General features: G+C 34.1%; 21 protein-coding genes. 13 read left to right on the top strand and 8 right to left on the bottom strand.

The features are described 5' to 3' along the window. The first annotated feature begins 33 nt into the window (after positions 1-33). The 10 genes from ABWH96_RS18500 (at position 34) to ABWH96_RS18455 (ending at position 7,755) form a co-directional block, all read left to right on the top strand. Positions 34-558, top strand: a complete 525-nt coding sequence (locus tag ABWH96_RS18500) for an acyl-CoA thioesterase (RefSeq protein ID WP_375578984.1) — start codon at positions 34-36, stop codon at positions 556-558. After that, positions 558-1,043 (top strand): hypothetical protein, encoded by a 486-nt coding sequence (locus ABWH96_RS18495; RefSeq protein WP_375578983.1) that lies wholly within the window; start codon positions 558-560, stop codon positions 1,041-1,043. The genes ABWH96_RS18500 and ABWH96_RS18495 overlap by 1 nt, the downstream gene beginning before the upstream one ends. A 96-nt stretch (positions 1,044-1,139) precedes the next feature. Further along, positions 1,140-1,664 carry a hypothetical protein gene (locus tag ABWH96_RS18490; RefSeq protein WP_375578982.1) on the top strand — a complete coding sequence of 175 codons (525 nt, stop codon included), beginning with the start codon at positions 1,140-1,142 and terminating at the stop codon, positions 1,662-1,664. Between the two features lie 8 nt (positions 1,665-1,672). Further along, on the top strand, positions 1,673-2,242 hold the full coding sequence (locus ABWH96_RS18485; RefSeq protein WP_375578981.1) for a hypothetical protein: 570 nt from the start codon (positions 1,673-1,675) through the stop codon (positions 2,240-2,242). A gap of 4 nt (positions 2,243-2,246) precedes the next feature. Beyond that, positions 2,247-2,537, top strand: a complete 291-nt coding sequence (locus ABWH96_RS18480; protein ID WP_375578980.1) for a winged helix-turn-helix domain-containing protein — start codon at positions 2,247-2,249, stop codon at positions 2,535-2,537. 75 nt (positions 2,538-2,612) lie between these two features. After that, positions 2,613-3,323 (top strand): tetratricopeptide repeat protein, encoded by a 711-nt coding sequence (locus ABWH96_RS18475; RefSeq protein WP_375578979.1) that lies wholly within the window; start codon positions 2,613-2,615, stop codon positions 3,321-3,323. A gap of 36 nt (positions 3,324-3,359) precedes the next feature. Beyond that, positions 3,360-4,550, top strand: a complete 1,191-nt coding sequence (locus ABWH96_RS18470) for a carboxypeptidase-like regulatory domain-containing protein (RefSeq protein WP_375578978.1) — start codon at positions 3,360-3,362, stop codon at positions 4,548-4,550. Positions 4,551-4,592: 42 nt separating this feature from the next. Beyond that, the gene (locus ABWH96_RS18465; protein ID WP_375578977.1) at positions 4,593-5,414 is read left to right on the top strand and encodes a hypothetical protein; all 822 of its coding nucleotides are present in this window, start codon (positions 4,593-4,595) and stop codon (positions 5,412-5,414) included. A gap of 77 nt (positions 5,415-5,491) precedes the next feature. Further along, a complete protein-coding gene (locus ABWH96_RS18460) occupies positions 5,492-5,770 on the top strand; it encodes a 2TM domain-containing protein (RefSeq protein WP_375578976.1) in 279 nt (92 codons plus the stop codon). A gap of 62 nt (positions 5,771-5,832) precedes the next feature. Then, a complete protein-coding gene (locus tag ABWH96_RS18455; RefSeq protein WP_375578975.1) occupies positions 5,833-7,755 on the top strand; it encodes a tetratricopeptide repeat protein in 1,923 nt (640 codons plus the stop codon). Between the two features lie 297 nt (positions 7,756-8,052). Here ABWH96_RS18455 and ABWH96_RS18450 read toward each other — a convergent pair whose 3' ends face one another. The 5 genes from ABWH96_RS18450 to ABWH96_RS18430 form a co-directional block, all read right to left on the bottom strand. Then, the gene (locus ABWH96_RS18450; RefSeq protein WP_375578974.1) at positions 8,053-9,399 is read right to left on the bottom strand and encodes an OprD family outer membrane porin; all 1,347 of its coding nucleotides are present in this window, start codon (positions 9,397-9,399) and stop codon (positions 8,053-8,055) included. Positions 9,400-9,468: 69 nt separating this feature from the next. Continuing rightward, entirely contained in the window at positions 9,469-10,884 is a 1,416-nt protein-coding gene (locus ABWH96_RS18445; RefSeq protein WP_375578973.1) for a rhodanese-like domain-containing protein, read from the bottom strand. A 121-nt stretch (positions 10,885-11,005) separates the two neighbouring features. Next, the gene (locus ABWH96_RS18440; RefSeq protein ID WP_375578972.1) at positions 11,006-11,635 is read right to left on the bottom strand and encodes a Crp/Fnr family transcriptional regulator; all 630 of its coding nucleotides are present in this window, start codon (positions 11,633-11,635) and stop codon (positions 11,006-11,008) included. Next, positions 11,636-12,109: a cell division protein gene (locus ABWH96_RS18435; RefSeq protein ID WP_375578971.1), complete on the bottom strand. Its 474-nt coding sequence runs from the start codon at positions 12,107-12,109 to the stop codon at positions 11,636-11,638. It abuts the gene before it with no gap. A 3-nt stretch (positions 12,110-12,112) separates the two neighbouring features. Continuing rightward, complete coding sequence (locus ABWH96_RS18430; protein WP_375578970.1) at positions 12,113-12,415, bottom strand: ArsR/SmtB family transcription factor; 303 nt, start codon at positions 12,413-12,415, stop codon at positions 12,113-12,115. A 79-nt stretch (positions 12,416-12,494) separates the two neighbouring features. On the opposite strand from ABWH96_RS18430, the gene ABWH96_RS18425 reads away from it, so the two are divergent. Both ABWH96_RS18425 and ABWH96_RS18420 read left to right on the top strand, forming a co-directional pair. Next, on the top strand, positions 12,495-14,720 hold the full coding sequence (locus tag ABWH96_RS18425; protein ID WP_375578969.1) for a heavy metal translocating P-type ATPase: 2,226 nt from the start codon (positions 12,495-12,497) through the stop codon (positions 14,718-14,720). An 81-nt stretch (positions 14,721-14,801) separates the two neighbouring features. Continuing rightward, on the top strand, positions 14,802-15,974 hold the full coding sequence (locus ABWH96_RS18420) for a hypothetical protein (protein ID WP_375578968.1): 1,173 nt from the start codon (positions 14,802-14,804) through the stop codon (positions 15,972-15,974). Between the two features lie 585 nt (positions 15,975-16,559). Here ABWH96_RS18420 and ABWH96_RS18415 read toward each other — a convergent pair. The 3 genes from ABWH96_RS18415 to ABWH96_RS18405 are packed head-to-tail and all read right to left on the bottom strand — an operon-like array spanning position 16,560 to position 20,074. Further along, positions 16,560-16,784 (bottom strand): DUF2905 domain-containing protein, encoded by a 225-nt coding sequence (locus ABWH96_RS18415; RefSeq protein ID WP_375578967.1) that lies wholly within the window; start codon positions 16,782-16,784, stop codon positions 16,560-16,562. Then, entirely contained in the window at positions 16,777-17,715 is a 939-nt protein-coding gene (locus ABWH96_RS18410; RefSeq protein ID WP_375578966.1) for a DUF4249 domain-containing protein, read from the bottom strand. The genes ABWH96_RS18415 and ABWH96_RS18410 overlap by 8 nt, the downstream gene beginning before the upstream one ends. Then, entirely contained in the window at positions 17,705-20,074 is a 2,370-nt protein-coding gene (locus ABWH96_RS18405) for a carboxypeptidase-like regulatory domain-containing protein (RefSeq protein WP_375578965.1), read from the bottom strand. The genes ABWH96_RS18410 and ABWH96_RS18405 overlap by 11 nt, the downstream gene beginning before the upstream one ends. Positions 20,075-20,311: 237 nt before the next feature. On the opposite strand from ABWH96_RS18405, the gene ABWH96_RS18400 reads away from it, so the two are divergent. Beyond that, positions 20,312-20,857, top strand: a complete 546-nt coding sequence (locus ABWH96_RS18400) for a hypothetical protein (RefSeq protein WP_375578964.1) — start codon at positions 20,312-20,314, stop codon at positions 20,855-20,857. The last annotated feature ends 63 nt before the right edge of the window (positions 20,858-20,920 follow it).

Here is a 20,920-nt window from a genome sequence, read left to right as displayed (position 1 = left end):
TATGTTTTATCTTTGTGACAAATCAGATTAAATATGGCAAAACAAGCAAAAAACCCAAAAGATACTTATACCATCATGACCGAATTGGTATTGCCTAATGACACTAACCCGTTGAATAACTTAATGGGTGGTCGATTAATGCATTGGATGGATATTGTTTCTGCCATTGCTGCACAAAAGCATTGTAACAGAATTGTGGTTACGGCCTCTGTTGATAATATTTCTTTTCAGCACCCAATTGCACTAGGCGATGTGGTGACTTTGGAGGCTAAAGTAACAAGGGCTTTTAGTTCTTCAGTTGAGGTTCATATTGTGGTTAAAGGGGAAAATATTCCTTCAGGAAAAAAATATCCTTCAAACTCCGCTTTCTTCACCTTCGTAGCCGTGGATCAATCGGGTAGACCTATAGATGTACCAGAATTAATTCCTGAAACAGAAGAGGAACAAGAGTTATTTGATGGTGCGTTGAGACGAAGGCAACTGCGGTTAGTTTTAGGAAAAAGAATGAAGCCAGAAGAAGCCACAGAATTAAAATCTATTTTTAAATTAGATGAATAATGGAAATAGAAAAAGACTACTTAGCTCAACTATTTGATGGTGATCAGCTTTTTGTATTTCAAGAAAAAGAGGATAGTAATGAATATATTATAGAGCAGGAAGATACTGTTGCTAAAACTGTTCAAGAACCCCAAGAAGAAATTAAATCAAAACCAGAGGAACCAAAAACCCCTCAAAAGGAAGTGGTGATTTTGGTGAGTGAAAACTTAGAGAATCCAGAAAAGGAAACTCTCAATAAATTATTGAAAGCTATTAATATAGAGGAGGGGCAATATGAAATTATTCAAGAACACCCTCAACAATTAAAATCTATCCAACATTTAAAGTTGTTCCTTTCATTTCATAATCAATTTGTTCAATCATCTGAATATTCTATTCTGAAAATTAATAAAGGAAATGCCATCTATGCGCATGACCTAGCAGAGCTTAATAAAGACTCTTCCAAAAAGCTTATGCTTTGGAACCTCCTTAAAACTGTTGTCTGAAAATAATTTCCTAAAATTTTCAACATTATTTATTTAATAATTTGGTTTATATAATAAACTAAATTACATTTGTAATGTTGGTTAAAAAGGAAGGCTATGAAACGTTTATTTATTCTAGTGTTAGTTTTCGCAGTATCAGCTCTTGGAGCTGAAAGGGTGAGTGCGCAAGGCGGCTTCGGTGGAGTCCATGCAGCATCTGAATTCACGAGCAACGGTAATTTATTAATGATTGGAGGTGGTGGAGCTTGGGTAATCAATTCAAATTTTTATATCGGAGGTGCTGGTTATGGTAGTGCAAATTCAGTGTATTCAGTTTCAGGTGAATTGAATTCATTGGGTTATGGCGGTTTTATGTTTGGATATTTTAATGAAGTGAAAGAATCAATTAGAGTAGGAGGAGATGTTTTAACAGGTTCAGGTGGCTATGCGATGGATGATGTTGAGGAGGATTTTTTCTTTATTGAGCCCAATGTAAAAGTGTGGTATTCTATTAACAAAATAATGCATTTATCAGCTGGACTTTATTATAGAATTGCCTATCTAAATGCGGATGCAGTATTAAATGAGCAAGACTTAAATAATTTTGGTATCAAATTAAGTTTAAATTTTGGGAAACTATAATTAAGAAAATGGGACAAGAAAAAATAAAAGTAGAAGAAAGTTTGAATATCATCTCAGAGATGGTCAACAGTTCAAAGTACAATCTTTCAGAGGATAGGGGCATCTATTTAATGTGGGGTTATGCAGTGGCTATTTCAGCTTTAATTCATTATGTGTTACAATATCATTTGGAATTCAGGGAAGCTTATTATGTTTGGTTAAGTATGCCTGTTTTAGGTGTAATTAATACCGTCTATTTTGCTAGAAAGAGTAAAAAGAAGAAAGTGCATACTTATATCGATAGGGCGTTAAGCTATATTTGGTTAGGATTTTTGTTTGTAATCTTAGCTTTATTAGTGATTAGTCCCCAATTCGGTATGAATGTAGTTTATCCTATTTTTATGTTTTTATATGGTATTGCTACTATTTCAACTGCAGGAATCATTAAATTTAAACCACTGGCAATTGGTGGAGTTATTAGTGTTTTGTGTGGAATAGTTGCTGCATATTTGAACTTTGAATATCAAATTCTTTTATTGGCATTTGCTATTGTTTGCAGCTTTGTAATCCCAGGTCATTTGCTTAAAAATACCAAATAGTATCATGTTTGATCCATTAGACCCATTATTACATTCCCAGTTAAGATTGGCAGTCATGAGCTTATTAATGAATGTTGAAAAAGCGGACTTTAATTTTATTAAAGAAAAAACAGATGCTACTTCAGGTAATTTGAGTGTGCAGGTGAATAAATTAAAAGATGCAGGTTACATAAAGGTTGAGAAGACCTTTAAGGATAATTACCCTCATACCAGTTGTAGTATTACAGATCAAGGAGTTGATGCATTTGAAAATTATTTAAATGCATTAAGATCCTATATCAAGCCAACCGATTGAGGTTTAAGAAAATCAATAAGACTTTTATAAGTCTTTTTTTATCTTAATATAGTTTATAAAATAAAGTAGTTTATTATGAAAAAGTTTAGAATAATTTTAGCAGTTGTTTTGATGATTGTAATCAATGCACAATTGAGCAAAGCGCAGAAAGTAGATAGTTTAATGTATAAAGCTTACCTATTGAGCAGTCAGAGTTTATGGGAATCAGCACTTGATCAGAATGAGAATGATTGGTCTTTAGAGAAAGCCATTGCTTATTATGGGATTTTGAATAATACAATGGTTTCATCCAATGAGGAAAAGTTTGATGAATTTGTTGATCCCGCTTTAGAATACCTTGAAAGTCTAGAAGAGCAAGGAATTCATAAGGCAGAAGCGATGGCACTTCGATCTTCCATCTATGGTTTTATCATGGCCTATTCTCCTTGGAAAGGCATGTATTATGGTCCTAAAAGCTCAAGTGCAATTGAAAGTGCTTTAGAGAAGAATAGTGATTCACCGATTGTCAATATGATTTCAGGAACTTCACTATTCTATACCCCAGAAACTTTTGGTGGTGATAAAGAAGCTGCAGTCGAGGCCTTTGAAAAAGCAATAGCGCTATATGAAAAGGCAAATTATCAAGGATGGCTATACATTAATACACTGGCTAGTTTAGGTCAGGCATACCAATCCATTGGTCAAAAGGATAAAGCAATTGAAACGTTCGAGAAGGCTTTAACTGTTGAGCCTAACTTTAAATGGGTATCCTCTCAACTATTGCCTCAAGCTCAAGCAAGCAAATAAAATTAGCATTTAAATTGATCAATAAAACAGTTTTCAATGATGAAGAAGTTGTTGTGTTTAATGGGCTGGATTTTTACCTTGAACAGTGTCTTGGGGCAAATATCAATCTCTGGGAAGATCGTTTCAAATGATGAACCGCTTCCCGGAGCCCATGTCTGGATGAAAAGCAATTATAACATCAATGCTGTGACAAATAGCCATGGCTACTTTAAAATAGCGGGTCTTAACATAGGCGATACCTTAGTTTGCAGTTTTATTGGATATAAAGAAAGGGTACTTATTGTAGCTGAGCAGGATGATAATATCCTGATTAATATGGAACCTTTTTCCCAACAGTTGGAAAGTGTTGAGGTAAAGGCCAGCGTTTTAGGAGCTGAAAACTTCGCTTTCGAAAAATTGCAACCCTTGGATATTTATACAAATCCGAACTCTAAAGCAGATGCTTTGGTAGCTATCAATACACAGATGTCATCAACTACGAAGGATGAAAATGCGGCCGTAGCATTTAGGGGTGCTTCACCGCAACAAACCGGTTACTTCTTGAATGGGGTTCCTTTAAAGAATCCTGTTAAATATGCACAATTAACGAATACTGGAACACTTAGTATTTTCAACACCGATTTTCTAAAAAGTGCTACCGTTTTTCCAGGAAATCCACCGGTAGAATATGGTCAAGCTACCTCCGGTACTGTAGTGCTGGAACTAGCAGATCGATTTCCAGACTATTGGCAACATACTGCTAGTATATCTATGGCCAACCTAGGATATTCAGTTCGTGGAAAGCTTGGAGAAAAATCTAATTTAGGGGTTTTTGGAAATTATCAGTTTGATGAAATCTTAAAGGGAGTCAATACACGTAATTTTGAAGATATCAATAGTTTTAATGCCTACGAAGGCGGTGCGCTTTTCACCACCCATCAGTCATGGGGATCTCTTAAGATCTACCAGTATGGATTAGTTGATTCGTATAATTTCAATTTTGAACATCCCAGCTATCAAGATGGATTTTTACAAAATGCTGAACGAAGCATCACCACTGCTCAGTGGATACAGGATTTTGGGGCTTGGCAAGCCTCAGTGGTTGCAGGCAATTCATTTAGCCAAAACCACTATCATTTTGGTAATCTAGAATATAGTTCACAAAACAATGATCCCTATGCATCGGCAAATTTCACTTATAGTAAAAAGGGTGATGTATTTAAAACAGGCTATGCCTACTGGAACTAAAATAGTAGATTTCAGGGTAGGGTTCCCGCTTTTGCTTATGCGTTGGCACCTGAACATCCCTCAACTGCAATTGATTCAAAAGAACAGCTGCAAAGTCACGAGTATTATCTGTATGGCCGAAAAAAATGGGGTGAACATGCATTCGGTTCAGGAATGCGAATAGCTTATATTCCGAACAGTCGCCAGCAATTGTGGAGCTATCAGTTCAATTATTTATGGAAAATAAATAAAAGCCTGCAGTTGAAGTTAGGCCATGGAAAATATTACCAAACTCGCATAGATACTGATCCTCAAATAATAGAACAGGCTCAATCAAGTATTGATTTGGATTTCAAACAAAAGGGCTGGGCACTGCATCAAAGTTTTTTCCGAAATCATGGAGATAGCTCAATTGCCGGCAGCGAGAGTAGATTAAGTTTTTTCTGTAAACAGAAATTTCAGCTAGATCAATCAGCTTCATTTTATAATCAAAATAGCAATTGGGAATGGTTCGCACGTACTTTTTTAAAGTATATTCCTTACCCAGGATGGAATTTGAATGCTTCATTTCAAGCCTTCAGAGGAAATACTTTTCAATTAGTGAATGGTGCTCAATTTATTTCAAGCTTAGATGTATTTGCACCTCAAGAGCAATCATCGCCTAACTTCTTTAACCCTTATACAAATTTCTCTTTAGGAGCAAGCAAGTTGTTTCAATTATCAAGTAAACTAAATGGTCTTGTATTTATAAATGTAGCCAATGTCTTTGATTTCAAAAATGAAAACTCGATCAGCTACATTTATGATTACAGTAGCTATAATTCCAATTATCTGACCAGAAGGAGTTTATATGCTGGTATAATATTCAATATTGTGAATGATTAATAACAGATAAAAAGTAATTGATAGTCAGTTAAACCGTATTAAGCATCAAATTTATAAAATCAATTTAAATAAGTATTATGGAAAACAGAGATGAGGAATTATGGAAACTCGCGGAAGCTAGAGTTGGATTTAAACGACACCTAACAACTTACCTTTCGGTGAATGTACTAGTTTGGTTGTTATGGTATTTTACAGGAAGTTTCGGAAGTAGTTATGGCAGTTTCTTTCTTCCCTGGCCTGCATGGATGACATTAGGTTGGGGCATAGGGATTATTTTTCATTTTCTTGGAGTATATGTTAATAACTCCTACAATGCTGTTGAACGAGAATACGAAAAACTAAAAGGAAAAAAATAGCTAAAATATCTATTGAATTTAGTCACAATAGCTTAATTTGAGTTTTACTTTATTAAACTATTGTGATTATATTTTTAAACTTGCTTTTTCTACATGTTGCACTTACCCTTGAACAGGAAGTTAAAGATTATGGGGGGGGTATTCAAAAGGGAGATTCCTGTTTTGTGGCTGAAAATTATCAGTGCGCAATTGAGTATTATTCAGAATTTGAAGCAGATTTAGTAAAATTTGATTCTGAAGAGGACAAATTAAAATACCACCTTAATTATTCCGATGCACTATACATAACCGGTGAATATCCTGTCGCCTTGAAGAATTATGAGGTTTTAAAATCAATTGCTATTGATGCTCAAAATAAATTCTATTATGGGAAGGCACAGATTGGAATAGCACATTCCTTATGGAGGATGACAGATAATGTAAAGTCCATAGAGGAAATTTTGGAGGGTATTCGCATTTTTGAGGAACTTAAAGATACCACCCATCTCATTGAGGCAACCAATATCCTGGCAGGGATATACGTAAGCATAAAAAAATATGATATAGCCAGGGCCTATTATCAAAAGATGTTGGAATACGCCTTTCAAACAAATGATTCTTTAAATATAGCTTCCAATTATGAATATTTAGGTATAGTAGATTGTTTTCAAGGGAAATATCAAGATGCAATTGGTAATTACGAAAGGTCATTAGCTATTAATGAAGAGGGAGATAATACATTTCGACTATCGATAACACTGGGCAATTTAGCTGAACCTAAAATGGAGTTAGGTCAATATCAACAAGCTTTAGCCCTACTTTATAAGGCAGTTCATATTCAGGAAGAACATCAATATCGTTCTGTTTTGATTTATAGTTATTATACTTTAGGAGAAATTCATACCCTAACTCAAGCTTACGATAGTGGTTTGTTCTACTATGATAAGTCCTTACAAATGATGGAGGAGACGACAGAAACTCGTGAAAAGGAAAAGGTTTACAGATTAATTGCTGAGAATTATGCAGAGCAGGGTTTTTATGATAAGGCTTACGCATATCATCAAATGCATAGTGTTGAAAAAGATTCTCTCATAGCATTGGAAAGAACGCGGCAGTTGGAAGAAATTAAAACGCTACACGATGTAGAAAAGAGGAATAAAGAAAATCAAGATTTATTAATCCAGAATTCTGAAAAAGAGGAAAAGCTAAGTGCTCAGAAAGATTTAATCCGGTTACAATATGTAATAGGATTCCTGATTATTTTATTCTTACTTATATTATTGTTTTTAGCCGTTAGATTATATAGAGCAAAACAGACTTTAGTTATTGCGAACAATAGCAAAGATAAATTATTTGGAATTATTGCGCATGATTTAAAAGGGCCAATTGGCAATATTGGAGCAATGCTAAACCTATTAAAAATTGAGCCAGATGAAAAAAGAAAATCTCAATATTTTAATTATCTCACACAGTCGGTGCAAAACATTTCAGTACTCACTAACCAATTATTGTCATGGACTTTTAGTCAGAAGGGAGATTTTATTTTTAATATAGAAAAATTGACAGTAAGAGATATTTCTGAGAAAACAATTGAAATATTTGATTATCAATTGGATGAAAAAGATATCAAAATTGTAAATGAAATTGATGAAGAGTTTAAGGTACTGGCTGATGAAAATGCATTGTTGACCATTTTTAGAAACTTGATTTCCAATGCTGTGAAGTTTACTAAAAAAGGAGGTGAAATTCGATTAAAAGCCATTAACGAAGGGGCTTATATCAAAATTGATATAACTGATACTGGAGTTGGCATGAGCTCAAAAGTTATTCATAAGGTCTTGGAGGGAAAACATATAGCAAGTAGTACAGGGACTGCTAATGAAGCTGGAAATGGGTTGGGATTTTCTATTGTCATTAAATTTGTTAAAAAAATGAAAGGTAAAATTGATATTGAAAGCGATGGAAAAAGTGGGACTACCGTAATTTTGAAATTGAGAAAAGCTTAAAACCTGAGTTCGACTCTAATTTATAAATTCAGATTTTTCACCCAAGGGGTGACCAGCCTATGGCTGACATCCATTCAAAAGACAAGGCGTCTTTTAGAAGATATAGCGAGCTATTTCGAGGGAAGATAACGCAGTATATTAGATTATATGGAAAAGCTTTTCCTATCCCGCCTCTAAACAGCGATTTTCTTCCTAAAAATCCCTTGCAATAGCCCGCTATTGCTTCAGAATTTTTAGTTGAAACTCACTATTTACAGGCGTTCTGAATCCTAAATTATAATCGAACTCAGGTTTAAGCTAAAATTTATAGTTCACAATCAATTGTGAATGAAATATATCTTCATGTAAAAATGAACTTTCACTAAATCCTTCAGTCATAAAATAAGAATTTAAAAATCTGATTTTAAGGTTTTTCCAATCCTCTTTTAAATGAGTTTGAATATCTAAGCTTAATTGAGTTAGGGAACTTTCTTTTTTATTTTGATTGAAGCTACTATGCACTCCATACAGTCCTATATTCAAAGAAGACCAGCTTTCAATAGGCTGAAAATCCATCTTAAGTGCTTGACTGTTTACCTGATCTAAGCCTTCAATCCTATGACGGCTTATAAACGTATAAAATGGTTCCGCTCCCCATTCACTTGGAAACTTTAAAGCATTCTCAGTCAAGCTAATGGTTTGGTTGTAAGATATTTGCCATGTTGTTCCAATCCATTTTAATTGCCCTGATAAGAGTTGAGCCTTGTGATTTTTTTCAAGAAAATGATTTTCACTCAATGAATTTTGAAATAAATACTGAACACCCAATTTTATTGAGTTTTGGGTATATTCCAATTGATTAAAAGAGACGAAACTTATATTGTCAATATAGTATTGCCAAGAATGTAAGCTAATCTTTTCATTTGGTAAATAATGGCCCCCTAATAATCCAAGCCCTTGTGTAGAGATAGCATGATGTTCTTTTTCAGGGTCAATTAAGTGGTCATAAAGACCTATACTTTCGCTTATGCTTATCCATTCGGTAGTAGATCGGGGAGAAACTTTATTGAAAAATCCTCCATTGATTTCAAAACGATGGCCTTCATTCCAATCTAACCAAATTCCTTGAAATGCGGAAGGCTTCATTCTGGAATCTTGAGGATTTACAAGAGGTGTGTTTAACAACATTTTCCCTACTTTAATATAGGAATCTTTGTAGCGATATTTTATAAAAAGCTCTTCAAGCCGGTCTAAATCATGTTTATTATTTGGATCTTCCAAATCAAATAATTGACGTTCCCATTTTGGTGTATAAGGATTTCTGGTTGAATCACTTAAGTCTGTTGAAAGAATATTGTAGGTGTAAATCCCTCCAATTCCCATCTGAAAACCATGCCAATAAGCACTGTGATAGTAAATTCTTCCACCCAAACCTGATGCTGCACTAAAATTTTTGCTTTCTGGTCTGTAGGTTTGAATAGTATTGCTTCTAAACAATCCGCTAACATGCCCTTTTTTAAACCATTCATGAAAACTGTGAGCTTCATTCGGATTGAATGAACCATGTTTAACCGAATCTATAGACTCAAATTGTTGATGGTTATTCTGCGCCTGCAAGAAGATTGGCGTAAAAATCAAGAATAATATATATGAATAAAATTTCATATAAAAATGTTTAAAAAAGAGGCTCGCTTAAAAATTAAGGGAGCCTCTAATGTTAGAATTTATTACTATTTATTTTAATGTTGAAGGACAAACATAATCTGTTTTAGGGATGTCCGTTTCGCTGATGGCTTTAAATCCACCTGCAATATCCACTAAATTATGAATTCCTCTTGATTTCATGATAGAAGCCGCAATCATGGAGCGGTATCCTCCAGCACAATGCACATGATAAGTCTGCTCTTTATCTAACTCATCAAAATTATCATTGATATAATCTAATGGGAAATTTTGTGCATCTTCAACATGCTCTGATTGGAATTCTGATGGCTTTCTTACGTCCAATACAGTTAAATCACCAGATTTTATTGCAGAAGCAAATTCCGTAGCTGGGATAGATTTAACGCTATCAGTTTCTTTTCCTGCTGCTTTCCATGCACTAACTCCACCTTTCAAATAGCCCAAAGTATTATCGTATCCAACTCTTGATAAACGCGTTACGATCTCTTCTTCACGCCCTTCTTCAGCAATGAATACAATCGGCTGTTGTAAATCAGGAATTAAAGCGCCTACCCAAGGAGCAAAGCTTCCGTCAATTCCAATGAAGATAGAATTTGGAATATGTTCTTTAGCAAATTCTTCTTGATGACGTGTATCCAATACTAATGCACCTTCATGATTTGCCATTGCTTCAAATGTCTCAACATCTAAGCCTACATTACCTTTTTCTAAGATTTTATCTAAACCTGAAGTGTCTGCAGATTTGTTCATAGCTACGTTCTGAGCAAAATATTGTGGAGGAGGTAATAAACCATCCGTAACTTCCGCAATAAATTCCTCTTTAGTCATATCCGCTCTCAAGGCATAGTTTGTTTTCTTCTGATTGCCTAAAAGGTCAGTAGTTTCTTTACTCATATTTTTACCACAGGCAGAACCAGCACCATGAGCAGGATATACCACTACATCATCAGGTAAAGTCATGATTTTATTTCTCAAGCTATCGAAAAGCATTCCAGCTAAATCTTCCTGCGTGATTTTTCCAGCTTTTTGTGCCAAATCAGGACGTCCTACATCGCCAATAAATAAAGTATCACCACTGAAGATTGCCTTTTCTTTTCCTTCTTTATCTAGTAATAAGTAAGTGGTACTTTCTAAAGTATGACCAGGCGTATGTAAAACTTTGATTTTTATATCTCCAATTTCAAAGATTTCACCGTCTGTAGCTTCATGCATTTTGAAATCTGTTTTGGCACCTGGTCCATAAACGATGGTTGCTCCTGTTTTTTCTGCTAAATCAACATGACCGGAAACGAAATCTGCATGAAAGTGAGTCTCAAATATATATTTGATTTTAGCTCCGTCTTTTTCTGCTTTTTCAATATAAGGAGCAGATTCTCTCAAAGGATCTATGATAGCAGCTTCTCCGTTGCTCTCAATATAATATGCGCCTTGCGCCAAGCATCCTGTATAAATTTGTTCTATGTTCATAACTCTAAATAATTTTCTTTTTTTAAACTTCTACAAATATACGGCAGTCTTAAAAAGTGGATTGTAACATCAGTTACTGATTGATTTAAAATGCCATTTAATCGGATTTATAAAGTCTTTTTTAAAGAATTTCTATATAATTTCTTCTTTGCTCTATTTTATCTTCCTTCTCCAATTTCTTAAGAAGCCTTGAAATTACAACTCTTGAAGTATTCAATTCATTTGCAATTTGTTGATGTGTTTTCTTAATTTCAAATGAACCGCTTGCAATTTTTTTATCCAGTAGATAATTATAGAGCCTTTCGTCCAAATTCATAAATACCATGCTGTCGATAGTATGCAATAATTCATCAAATCTGGTTTGATAAGAATTGAAAACAAATCTTCTGAAGCTTGGGTATTTTGTAATCCAATTATCCAAATTGGAAACGGGCATCATCCATAATTCCGAATCTTCTTCAGCTACCACATGAAACGAACTTCTTTTCCCCTCCAGACAACAAGTAATAGACATGGCACAAGTTTCTCCTCCTTCTAAATAATAAAGAAATACTTCATTTCCATTGTCATCATTTCGCATCACTCTCAATAAACCTGACATCACCAAAGGCATTTCTTGCGCCTCATCATCTGGTGTGATGACCGTTTGCCCTGCTTTAGCTTTTTTCAAGCGACCCGATTTTAAGATTTCTTCTTTAAGTTCAGGTTCAAAAGGTGTTCTTTCTAATACTTCTTTTATTTTTTCGTTCATTTATTTAATTATTTCTTTCCACTTATCAGATTCTGCAAATTCTTTAATAGTTTGATTTCGCTTTTCAAGTAAATCAATCATATATTTTTTCAGAAAAATTTTATCTGCCAACTTACCTAAAATTCCTAATGGTGATATGTATTCGAAATGATCAGTCATTAGGGTTCCATTTTTAATTTCTTTAAAGTGATGTTCGTGCTTAAATTCTTTAAAAGCACCTTTAACCATTTCGTCACAAAAATATTCTGGTCTCTTGAATTCAGTAATTTTGGTTGTAAGTATTTGATAAATTCCTAAATGTTTGGCTCTCCAAGTTACACTTTCATTAATTTTTATCAACCCTTCAGTTCTGCCTCCTATTGCCTCTTCATTTGTATGATTAGTTGATGTTTTGTGTAAATCAATACTTCTTGAAAGGTCGAAAACAATATTTTTGTCTGCTTTTATAATAGTTAATAGTTTGATTAACGGCATTTCTTATTCTGTATCACAACAATTTTCAATACAACTCAATAAATTTTCTATTTCTTTTTTGGCTGAGGAATAAAAAATCTTGCGTCCATCTCTTCTTGAACTTAAAACCCCAGCTTCTTTTAAAGCCGCCAAATGATGCGATAAAAGCGATTGTTCACAGTTTTCCAACTTTTCACAGATTTCATTCACAGTCATTTCGCCATTATCAAGTAAGAGCTGAACAATCCTTAATCTATTATGATTGGCAACAGCTTTCAATACTTTTGCCATAGCCGCTAATTTTTTATCATTCTTTTGAACTTCCATCACTTTCATATCGTAATATATGAAAAATTGTTTATATATTATTTTGAAGATTTTAATATTTCCGTAAGGGAAAAGATATATGGCTGAAAAAGTTGAATCCAATACTATCAAAAAAACATTTCCAGTAACTGGCATGAGCTGTGCAGCTTGCGCTACAAGTGTTGGCTCCACATTGAAAAGTACAAAAGGAGTGACAGATGCTGATGTGAATTTCGCCACGCATACCGCCTGGGCAACTTTTAACCCTGATGAAGTTTCACTAGAAGATTTAAAAACTGCTTTGCAAGGTGTTGGCTATGATGCTATCATGGAAGAAGATAATGTAGCAGAGAGGCAGGAAGAGGAGCAAATGAAGCAGTTTCTCAAAATCAAAAAAAGCTTGATTGGTTCTGCCATTCTCTCCATTCCAGTTTTCATCATCGGAATGTTTTTCATGAACTGGGAAACAGGACATTATATTTCGCTGCCTTTATCCGCCATTGTTTTATTCTATTTCGGAGGTCATTTTTTTACCGGAGCCTGGAAGCAAGCTACTCACGGAAAAGCCAATATGGATACTTTGGTGGCTCTAAGTACGGGTATTGCATTCATACTGAGTGTTTTTAATACCTTTTATCCAGAATTTTGGCTACAAAGAGGCCTGGAAGCCCATGTTTATTATGAAGCAGCAGTAGTCATTATCACCTTTATTTCATTAGGGAAATACTTGGAAGAAAAAGCCAAAACCAATACATCCTCAGCTTTGAAGAAATTGATTGGCTTGCAACCTAAAACTCTAATCGTTTTAGTAAATGGGAAAGAAGAAGAAATTCCAATCAATGCAGTAAAAGAAGGATTTGAAATTTTAGTAAAACCAGGCGATAAAATTCCTGTGGATGGTAAAGTGCTTAGTGGGGATTCTTATGTGAACGAAAGCATGATAACCGGAGAGCCCGTTCCAGTTCAGAAGATTGAAGGGGCAAAGGTTTTTGCGGGTACCATCAATCAAAAAGGAAGCTTTACTTTCAAAGCGGAGAAAGTTGGAGGAGATACTTTATTAGCATCCATTATTGATCGAGTAAAAGAAGCGCAGGGAAGTAAAGCACCAGTTCAAAAATTGGTAGATAAAATAGCTGGAATATTTGTACCGGCTGTAATCGGGATTGCTATTTTAACTTTCATTCTCTGGCAAATTTTTGGAGGAGATAATGCGCTCACTCAAGGAATGCTTTCGGCTATAACTGTTCTGGTGATTGCTTGTCCATGCGCACTTGGTTTAGCAACACCAACTGCCATTATGGTAGGAGTAGGAAAAGGAGCGGAAAATAATATGCTCATTCGGGATGCGGAGAGTTTGGAAAAAGCTTATCAGGCAGATGCCATTATCTTGGATAAAACAGGAACCATTACGGAAGGAATGCCATCAGTGGTTAATCAGAAATGGTTATCCGAAAATGAGCAACTCAAATCGATTTTATATCAAATTGAAGCCAAAAGTGAGCATCCTTTGGCTGAAGCGGTTCTAAATAAATTAAAATCAGTTGATTTACAGGCAGTAAATATGGATGCTTTTGAAAGCATTTCAGGTAGGGGAGTGAAAGCTAAATCGGGTGAGCTCATTTATTTTGTTGGGAATCATGCACTCATGAGTGAGCAAAATATTGAGATCAATGATGAGATTTTAATATTGGCAGATCAATGGGAATCTCAAGGTCAGACGGTGATTTATTTTGCAGATGGAAATCAAATTCTAGCATTGATTGGCATAGCCGATAAAATAAAAGAGAATGCAAAATTAAGTATTCAGCAATTGCGCGATAGGGGAATGGATGTATATATGCTGACAGGAGATGCGGAGAAAACCGCCAGAGCTGTAGCAGATGCTGTTGGAATTCAGCATTTGAAAGCGCATTTAATGCCTGCCGATAAGTCTAATTTTGTTAAAGAATTGCAATCCAAAGGCAAAGTAGTGGCTATGGTGGGCGATGGAATTAATGATTCTGAAGCCCTGGCGCAAGCAGATGTTAGCATTGCTATGGGTAAAGGTTCTGATATTGCCATTGATGTTGCTAAAATGACTTTGATAGGCTCGGACTTACAAAATTTACCCAAAGCATTTCATTTATCTCAATTAACAATCAGAGGAATCAAGCAAAACTTATTCTGGGCATTTATCTATAACATAATCGGAATTCCTTTGGCAGCAGGTTTGCTTTATCCTTTCACTGGTTTTTTATTAAATCCTATGATAGCTGGAGCAGCAATGGCATTTAGTTCTGTTTCAGTGGTATTGAATAGCTTGAGGTTGAAGAGTATGAAGTTGTAAAAAAAATATAAATAAAAAGTATAGCATTGTTTGATTATTAATACTAAAGCTTTAATTTCATAGTGAACTATCAATTGTTTTATGAAATCAATCTTTCAATCTTTCTGCATTCTGTTTTTCTTTATTTTGTCATTTTCTGTGCTTGCACAAAATAAAATTGTTATTGATGATAGGACTTCAGTGATAAACCATGAAGTTGAAAATATACTTCAAAAGAAATTTTTAGAAAAGAATTTGTACCTCACTAATTCTGTTGATTTTAAAGAAAAATGTAATTATTATTTTTCTTCTATATTAAAAACGGACAAAGGATATAGAATTGAAGTTGAGGACTGTGATAATCAATTATTAGGCTCTGTTTTTGCAGGTTCAAATCTAAATTCTTCACCTAGTGAAGAAAGAGCTGTAATCATTTTTTACAATATTCGGGATATTATTGATAATCCAAATTATGATGAATCAGAATCATATACTGCAGACTCTGAACCAGACATTCATCCTGACTCGATGATTTCAGAACACGATTCACGCTATTTCTTTGCTCCTTCAGCTCGTCCATTAAAGAAAAGAGAATTGTATTACAATACCCTTTATTTTTTGTCACATGATCTTCAGTATGGTGTAACTGATCGATTAACAGTTGGTATGGGGACTACTATAATTGGATTGCCTGTTTATATTACAGCAAAGTATAGTATTCCTATACAAGAAAACTCTCATTTTGCCATTGGGGACATGTTAATGTTAGGAACCTATGGTACCAACTTTTTTGGTAATCTTGCTTTTGCAACCTATACGTATGGAAACAATCATTCCAATATCACATTGGGTGGTGGGCATTTGTTTTTTGACCCTGGTAATAATTCCGAACAAAGTTCTTCCGTGGTGGGAAATCTCTCAGGCATTGTTAGGGCAGGAAAATATTTTTATTTCTTAACTGAGAACTATTTATTCAATTTCAAATCAACAGAGTTTGCCTACAGACAAACTTTTTTACCTGATGGATCAGTTATTTTTCAAGAGGGAGAATACAATATCCGTAGGAATATTTGGTATGGCCTAACAGGAATCCGGTTTGTAAGAAAAAATAATGAATTGGTGAGTTGGCAACTTGGATTGACTCATATGCTTATCGTAAATTCGGATGTACCAGCACCCTATAATTCTTCAGACTGGGATACCTTTAGTTATAGTGGAGGTTCTACCTTTGTTACATTTCCAACTCTTTCTTATACAAGAAAATTTAAGTTGTAAACTTATTCTTGTTCCATTTTATAATAGGTGTTTTTCTTATGATGTCTATTCACTTCTAGCGTTGCTTGCTTTTAAGTAGAGTCTACTTACGCTTCTCATGATAATTGATCTTGTATTAAAACTCTTAACTATGCTTTTATATAGCATTTTATGAAAATTTTTTAGCAGTAATGACCCTCAAAAAATAGGCTTTTGGTAAAAAAGCGGGGTTTCTTATTCCGTTTTTAGTATTTCATTTCCAAATTTTCTCTTACTTTCTTTTTTCTTGACAAAAAAGAAACAAAAAGTCAAGACAAAAAGATGCTTCCACGCTTCAATCCAGCACCCTCCCCGCCTTTTTGTCCTCCTTCCCGCTCTCTCCGAGCAAACTTTATTTGGTTTTTGAGATCTTTAGGTATTTAGCAAGACTACCCTACTTAAAAAGCCTCAATACCTTATGCTGATAATTCGGAATAAGTATTATATTTTGGCTAATTAAAGGAGTTAGAACTTCTGCATTTTTTATACCCTTTTCATGAATTATGTGGGTTAATTTCTAAAAAGCCGAATAGTAAAGTATTTGGCTTTTTGTCCATACTACATCTACTAAAAAAATCTCTGAATAATTTTTATTAATACAGAAACTACCAAACTAGCCAACAGCATAGTTGTGATCGGAAAATAGAACCTAAAATTTTCCTTCTCTATTCTAATATCACCAGGTAATTTCCCAATCCATTGCAGTTTGTCATAGAAAAAATAAATAATGATGCCTGTAAAAACGATGCAGGCACCTATTATAATTAGATATTTACCTATTGAATTACTCATTTAAATCTTCATCACCTTCTACCTCAATTGGTATTTCAATAAGAGCAGAGGTAGCTAAAATTCCATAACCATTTTCTACATTAGTGTAAATTTGTGTTGGTTCAGTAAATGGATCAGGATATTGGTTATATTCTAAGCTTTTCAAATACAAATAAAAAGATTTACTAATTTTATGGACTTCAAAGAAATATTCAGAAGTGCCACTATATTCCTCATCACTATAAAAGTCATTTGAAAGGTTGTTTGTTTTAAATCGAATGGTGTACTCATTCCCATTAAAAAGTTCATCTTTCAGCACTTTCAATCCGCCCATTCCCGCTAAGTAAATTTGTTCTATTTGTAAATCTGATGATTCTAAATAGGTGTAAGCTTCATTATAAGAGGTGTCTTCAGGATTATCTATTTCCCATCTTTTAGAGGAGTGTTTTAATTGAAATAAATAATAATCTTCAGAGGAGGCATTATCTTTGAAAGTAAATTTGATTTCTGATCGATTGCCAGATCCAAATTGGTCAATTACTTCTTCCGATTTATATTCAAAACTATAATCATTCTCAGTGAAATCTTTTGAAGATTTTTCGATAGCAGAAACATCCTCAAAACCATCGACTTTTGCAATAATTTTATATTCAGCATTTGGTTTTATTTCAATGTTTTCGTTTCGGTAAAAACCTCCTTCATAATGCTCCAAAAATCCCACTTCTTCATTGTTTTCAAATAAGATTACTTCTGCATTATTGATTTTAGAAGTTCCTCTTTTATCAAAAATAAAAGTAGATCGATTAATTTCAACTTGAGGATATTTTCCTGTTTTTAGCCAAGCATTTAATACTAATTTTGATTCATTTTCATCGATATCTAATTCGACTTCTTTTTCACATCCTAAGAATATGATTAATGACAGCAATATAAGCTTTAGATTATTTTTCATGAGGTCTGAATTTAAAGTTGTAAGTAAAGGAAGGGATCAATTGAAAAAGACTGATTTGGCTAAAAGATGTTTCCCCAATGCTGTTTGTTGTAGTACCAACATAAAAAGGGTTTTGTCTGTTGTAAAGATTATAAATACTCACTGTCCAACTTGAGCTTCCCCAGTCTTTTTCTTTATGTCTCGTAATCCCAAAATCTGCTCTGTGATAAGCAGGCATTCTGTATGCATTTCGATCACTATATTGGTATAAATCATTATCTCCATAATAATTTCCATCATCGGGTCTTGGTCTTTCTGAAATAGGAGCAATTTTTGCAATCGGAAGAGTTATAGCATTTCCTGTGCCATATACCCAGGTGCCACTAATTTCCCATTTTTCATTTATTCTATAATTGGTTACCACACTTATATCATGTCTCCTGTCATACTTATAAGGGAACACTCTTCCAAAATTTAAATTATCGAATTGTCTGTTGTTATAGGATAATGTATAGCCAATCCATCCATTGAAATTCCCCTCTTTTTTCCTGAACAGGAATTCAGCACCATAGCTCCATCCATCTCCAACTGCTACTTTATCTTCCCAACTTTCATCTAAATTCAGAAAATTAGAACCTTCTTTATATTCAATCAAATTGTTCATGTTTTTATAATAACCTTCAACGGAGAAGTCATATTTACCATCTGCTATTAAAGATGACATCCCGATTGCAGTTTGTTGAGCATATTGTGGTTTAATATTGTCTGTAACGGGAACCCATAAATCTGTCGGTAATCCAATTCCTGAGTTTGTTAGCAAATGTAGAAATTGAGCCATTTCAGCATAGGATGCTTTAAAAGATAATTTATTGTTGACTAAATATCTCGCACTAACCCTTGGTTGAAAAGAAGGATAAAATTCTTCTTTTACTCTAAAAGCTGATGCATGTATGCCTGCATTTACTTTTAATTTTGAAATAGGTTCAAATTCATCTTCCACATAAATCGAGAATTCATTTCCATAAATGGGTTTTGAATTAGGGGAATCAAAATCAGCTTCAAAATCAGCTTCAAAATTAAAAGCTTCTGGCTGAAAAATATGGTATATATAATTAGCACCAAATTTTAAAGAATGACCATTGTTTAGGTAATAATCAAAATCGAATTTTAAACCGTAATCTTTAATTCCAGAGGTGTATTCAGAATAGAAATTCTCCTCTATTTCCTCATCAGGTGTAGCATAGCGTGAATAGCTCTCATTAAATAAATCAAAGCTATATTGACTGTAAGTAGCTGTAGTATTTAAAAATAATTGATTTGAGAATAAGTGGTTCCATCTTCCTGCTGTGGTAAAATTACCCCATTGAATGCCTGCTTCATCTTTATATTCGTTTATAGTACCTCCATTGTCAAACTCATATTCATCCCTGGCATAAAATTTATCCTTACCCGTATAAGCACTTATATAAACTCTGTCCTTATCAGAAAATTTGTAGTTGGCTTTTGCATTAAAATCATGAAAGAAATAGCCTAAGTCTATATCATCCGTGCTGGCTCTAATTAATGGTCTAGCCAAAATATCTATATAAGTCCTTCTTCCAGAAAGGATAATAGAACCTTTATCTTTTTTGATTGGCCCCTCAACTGATAACCTGGAAGATATCAAGCCTATGCCTCCTTCAGCTTGCCAGTTTTTCATATTTCCATCTTTCATATTGATGTCTATAACCGATGAAAGCCTTCCTCCGTATCGGGCTGGAAATCCTCCTTTTATGACTTCCACATTGCTTATGGCATCGGCATTGAATACTGAAAAGAAGCCGAATAAATGAGATGCATTATAAACGGGCACGCCATCCAACAAAATTAAATTTTGATCGGGACCACCGCCTCTAACATAAATTCCACTACTTCCCTCTGAGCCACTTTGCACACCCGGCATTAATTGGATCGTTTTTAATACATCTACCTCACCCAATAAGGCAGGAATAGCTTTAATGTCCTGAGCACTGATTTTCATGCTGCTCATTTTGGTGAGTTCCAAATCAGGGCGTGATCCTTTTACCACCACTTCCGATAATTCATCAGATAACTCTAATTCAAAATTAAGAGTAGTGGGGCCCTTTAATTCTATAAATTTTCTGACAGTGGCATATCCAACATAAGAAACTTCAATGATAGCGGTGTCTCCAGGGATATTTAAACTATAAAAGCCATAGGAATTGGCTGAGGTACCTTTTTTTGTGGAGGGTTGCCATATATTGGCACCAATTAAGTTCTCCCCTGTTTTGGCATCTTTTATATAACCGCTTATTCTATTTTGAGCATGAGAATATAGACTGAAACTAATTAGTGAAATCAGTAATATGCAGTTTTTCATATAGTTCGAATTAGGTTGATAGTATGCATAAAATCTAACTACAAACGTAATTTAAACTTATGTATTATGGAAGCATTAAATTTAATTTTTTAAACATGATGGATTCTTACAAACCAGAGATTGTTAAGACCTATAAATTAATGCAGTTCATCGAAAAATGTGATCGTTTAGTCTATTATAATATATTATTTTTATAATTAGTTGTACTTTTGAATCATAACATAAAAGAAGAAAATTATGAGCACATTTAAGAATTTATTGATTTATACAGTATCACTTACCTTATTATTCAGTTTAACTGCAATCTCTTGTGAAGATTTATCAGAAGAAATTACTATTGATGTCCCAACTGATATTACAAAAACTTTTCGAGTATCAAGTACAGAAACTGGTGCTTTTGAAATTGTAGAACAAGTTGATGTAGCATCTGATGAGATTGACGAAAGACGTGAGCAGATGAAGGATTTTACAGTTGATTCTTTTAACTTTGTAGTAGTTGATAATTTAGCAGAAGGCAGTGCAATTCCTACTGATTTACAGCTTCAATTTGATGCTGGCAGTACCAAAGTATCAACTGGATCGGGGGTTCTTAGTGGTTCAACATTTGAAGAACAATTAAATTCTCTTGACCCAGAGTATGTTCGTCAGCTGAAAGAGGTAGTTGAAGTATATGTACTTGATGATGGATCTTTAATGAATATCACTCTTACTGGAAATGCAGGTGCTCAAATGGATTATACTATTACTTTTACTATGAAAGCTACTATTGAAGCTGGCGCATAATTAAAAATTTATAAAAATAATCTGAACCTGTTTGCTTAATGTAAACAGGTTTTTTTGTGCTTG

The organism is Marivirga tractuosa (assembly GCF_042140215.1).
Lineage (GTDB): Bacteria > Bacteroidota > Bacteroidia > Cytophagales > Cyclobacteriaceae > Marivirga > Marivirga tractuosa_A.
The sequence above is the reverse complement of the archived record's forward strand: the minus strand, read 5'-3'. Positions and strand labels throughout refer to the sequence as shown.

Excerpts from the sequence above, each read along its gene's own strand:
- ABWH96_RS18500 (WP_375578984.1), top strand. The coding sequence starts at position 34 with ATGGCAAAACAAGCAAAAAACCCAAAAGATACTTATACCATCATGACC.
- ABWH96_RS18495 (WP_375578983.1), top strand. The coding sequence starts at position 558 with ATGGAAATAGAAAAAGACTACTTAGCTCAACTATTTGATGGTGATCAG.
- ABWH96_RS18490 (WP_375578982.1), top strand. The coding sequence starts at position 1,140 with ATGAAACGTTTATTTATTCTAGTGTTAGTTTTCGCAGTATCAGCTCTT.
- ABWH96_RS18485 (WP_375578981.1), top strand. The coding sequence starts at position 1,673 with ATGGGACAAGAAAAAATAAAAGTAGAAGAAAGTTTGAATATCATCTCA.
- ABWH96_RS18480 (WP_375578980.1), top strand. The coding sequence starts at position 2,247 with ATGTTTGATCCATTAGACCCATTATTACATTCCCAGTTAAGATTGGCA.
- ABWH96_RS18475 (WP_375578979.1), top strand. The coding sequence starts at position 2,613 with ATGAAAAAGTTTAGAATAATTTTAGCAGTTGTTTTGATGATTGTAATC.
- ABWH96_RS18470 (WP_375578978.1), top strand. The coding sequence starts at position 3,360 with ATGATGAAGAAGTTGTTGTGTTTAATGGGCTGGATTTTTACCTTGAAC.
- ABWH96_RS18460 (WP_375578976.1), top strand. The coding sequence starts at position 5,492 with ATGGAAAACAGAGATGAGGAATTATGGAAACTCGCGGAAGCTAGAGTT.
- ABWH96_RS18450 (WP_375578974.1), bottom strand. The coding sequence starts at position 9,399 with ATGAAATTTTATTCATATATATTATTCTTGATTTTTACGCCAATCTTC.
- ABWH96_RS18445 (WP_375578973.1), bottom strand. The coding sequence starts at position 10,884 with ATGAACATAGAACAAATTTATACAGGATGCTTGGCGCAAGGCGCATAT.
- ABWH96_RS18440 (WP_375578972.1), bottom strand. The coding sequence starts at position 11,635 with ATGAACGAAAAAATAAAAGAAGTATTAGAAAGAACACCTTTTGAACCT.
- ABWH96_RS18435 (WP_375578971.1), bottom strand. The coding sequence starts at position 12,109 with ATGCCGTTAATCAAACTATTAACTATTATAAAAGCAGACAAAAATATT.
- ABWH96_RS18430 (WP_375578970.1), bottom strand. The coding sequence starts at position 12,415 with ATGGAAGTTCAAAAGAATGATAAAAAATTAGCGGCTATGGCAAAAGTA.
- ABWH96_RS18425 (WP_375578969.1), top strand. The coding sequence starts at position 12,495 with ATGGCTGAAAAAGTTGAATCCAATACTATCAAAAAAACATTTCCAGTA.
- ABWH96_RS18420 (WP_375578968.1), top strand. The coding sequence starts at position 14,802 with ATGAAATCAATCTTTCAATCTTTCTGCATTCTGTTTTTCTTTATTTTG.
- ABWH96_RS18415 (WP_375578967.1), bottom strand. The coding sequence starts at position 16,784 with ATGAGTAATTCAATAGGTAAATATCTAATTATAATAGGTGCCTGCATC.
- ABWH96_RS18410 (WP_375578966.1), bottom strand. The coding sequence starts at position 17,715 with ATGAAAAATAATCTAAAGCTTATATTGCTGTCATTAATCATATTCTTA.
- ABWH96_RS18405 (WP_375578965.1), bottom strand. The coding sequence starts at position 20,074 with ATGAAAAACTGCATATTACTGATTTCACTAATTAGTTTCAGTCTATAT.
- ABWH96_RS18400 (WP_375578964.1), top strand. The coding sequence starts at position 20,312 with ATGAGCACATTTAAGAATTTATTGATTTATACAGTATCACTTACCTTA.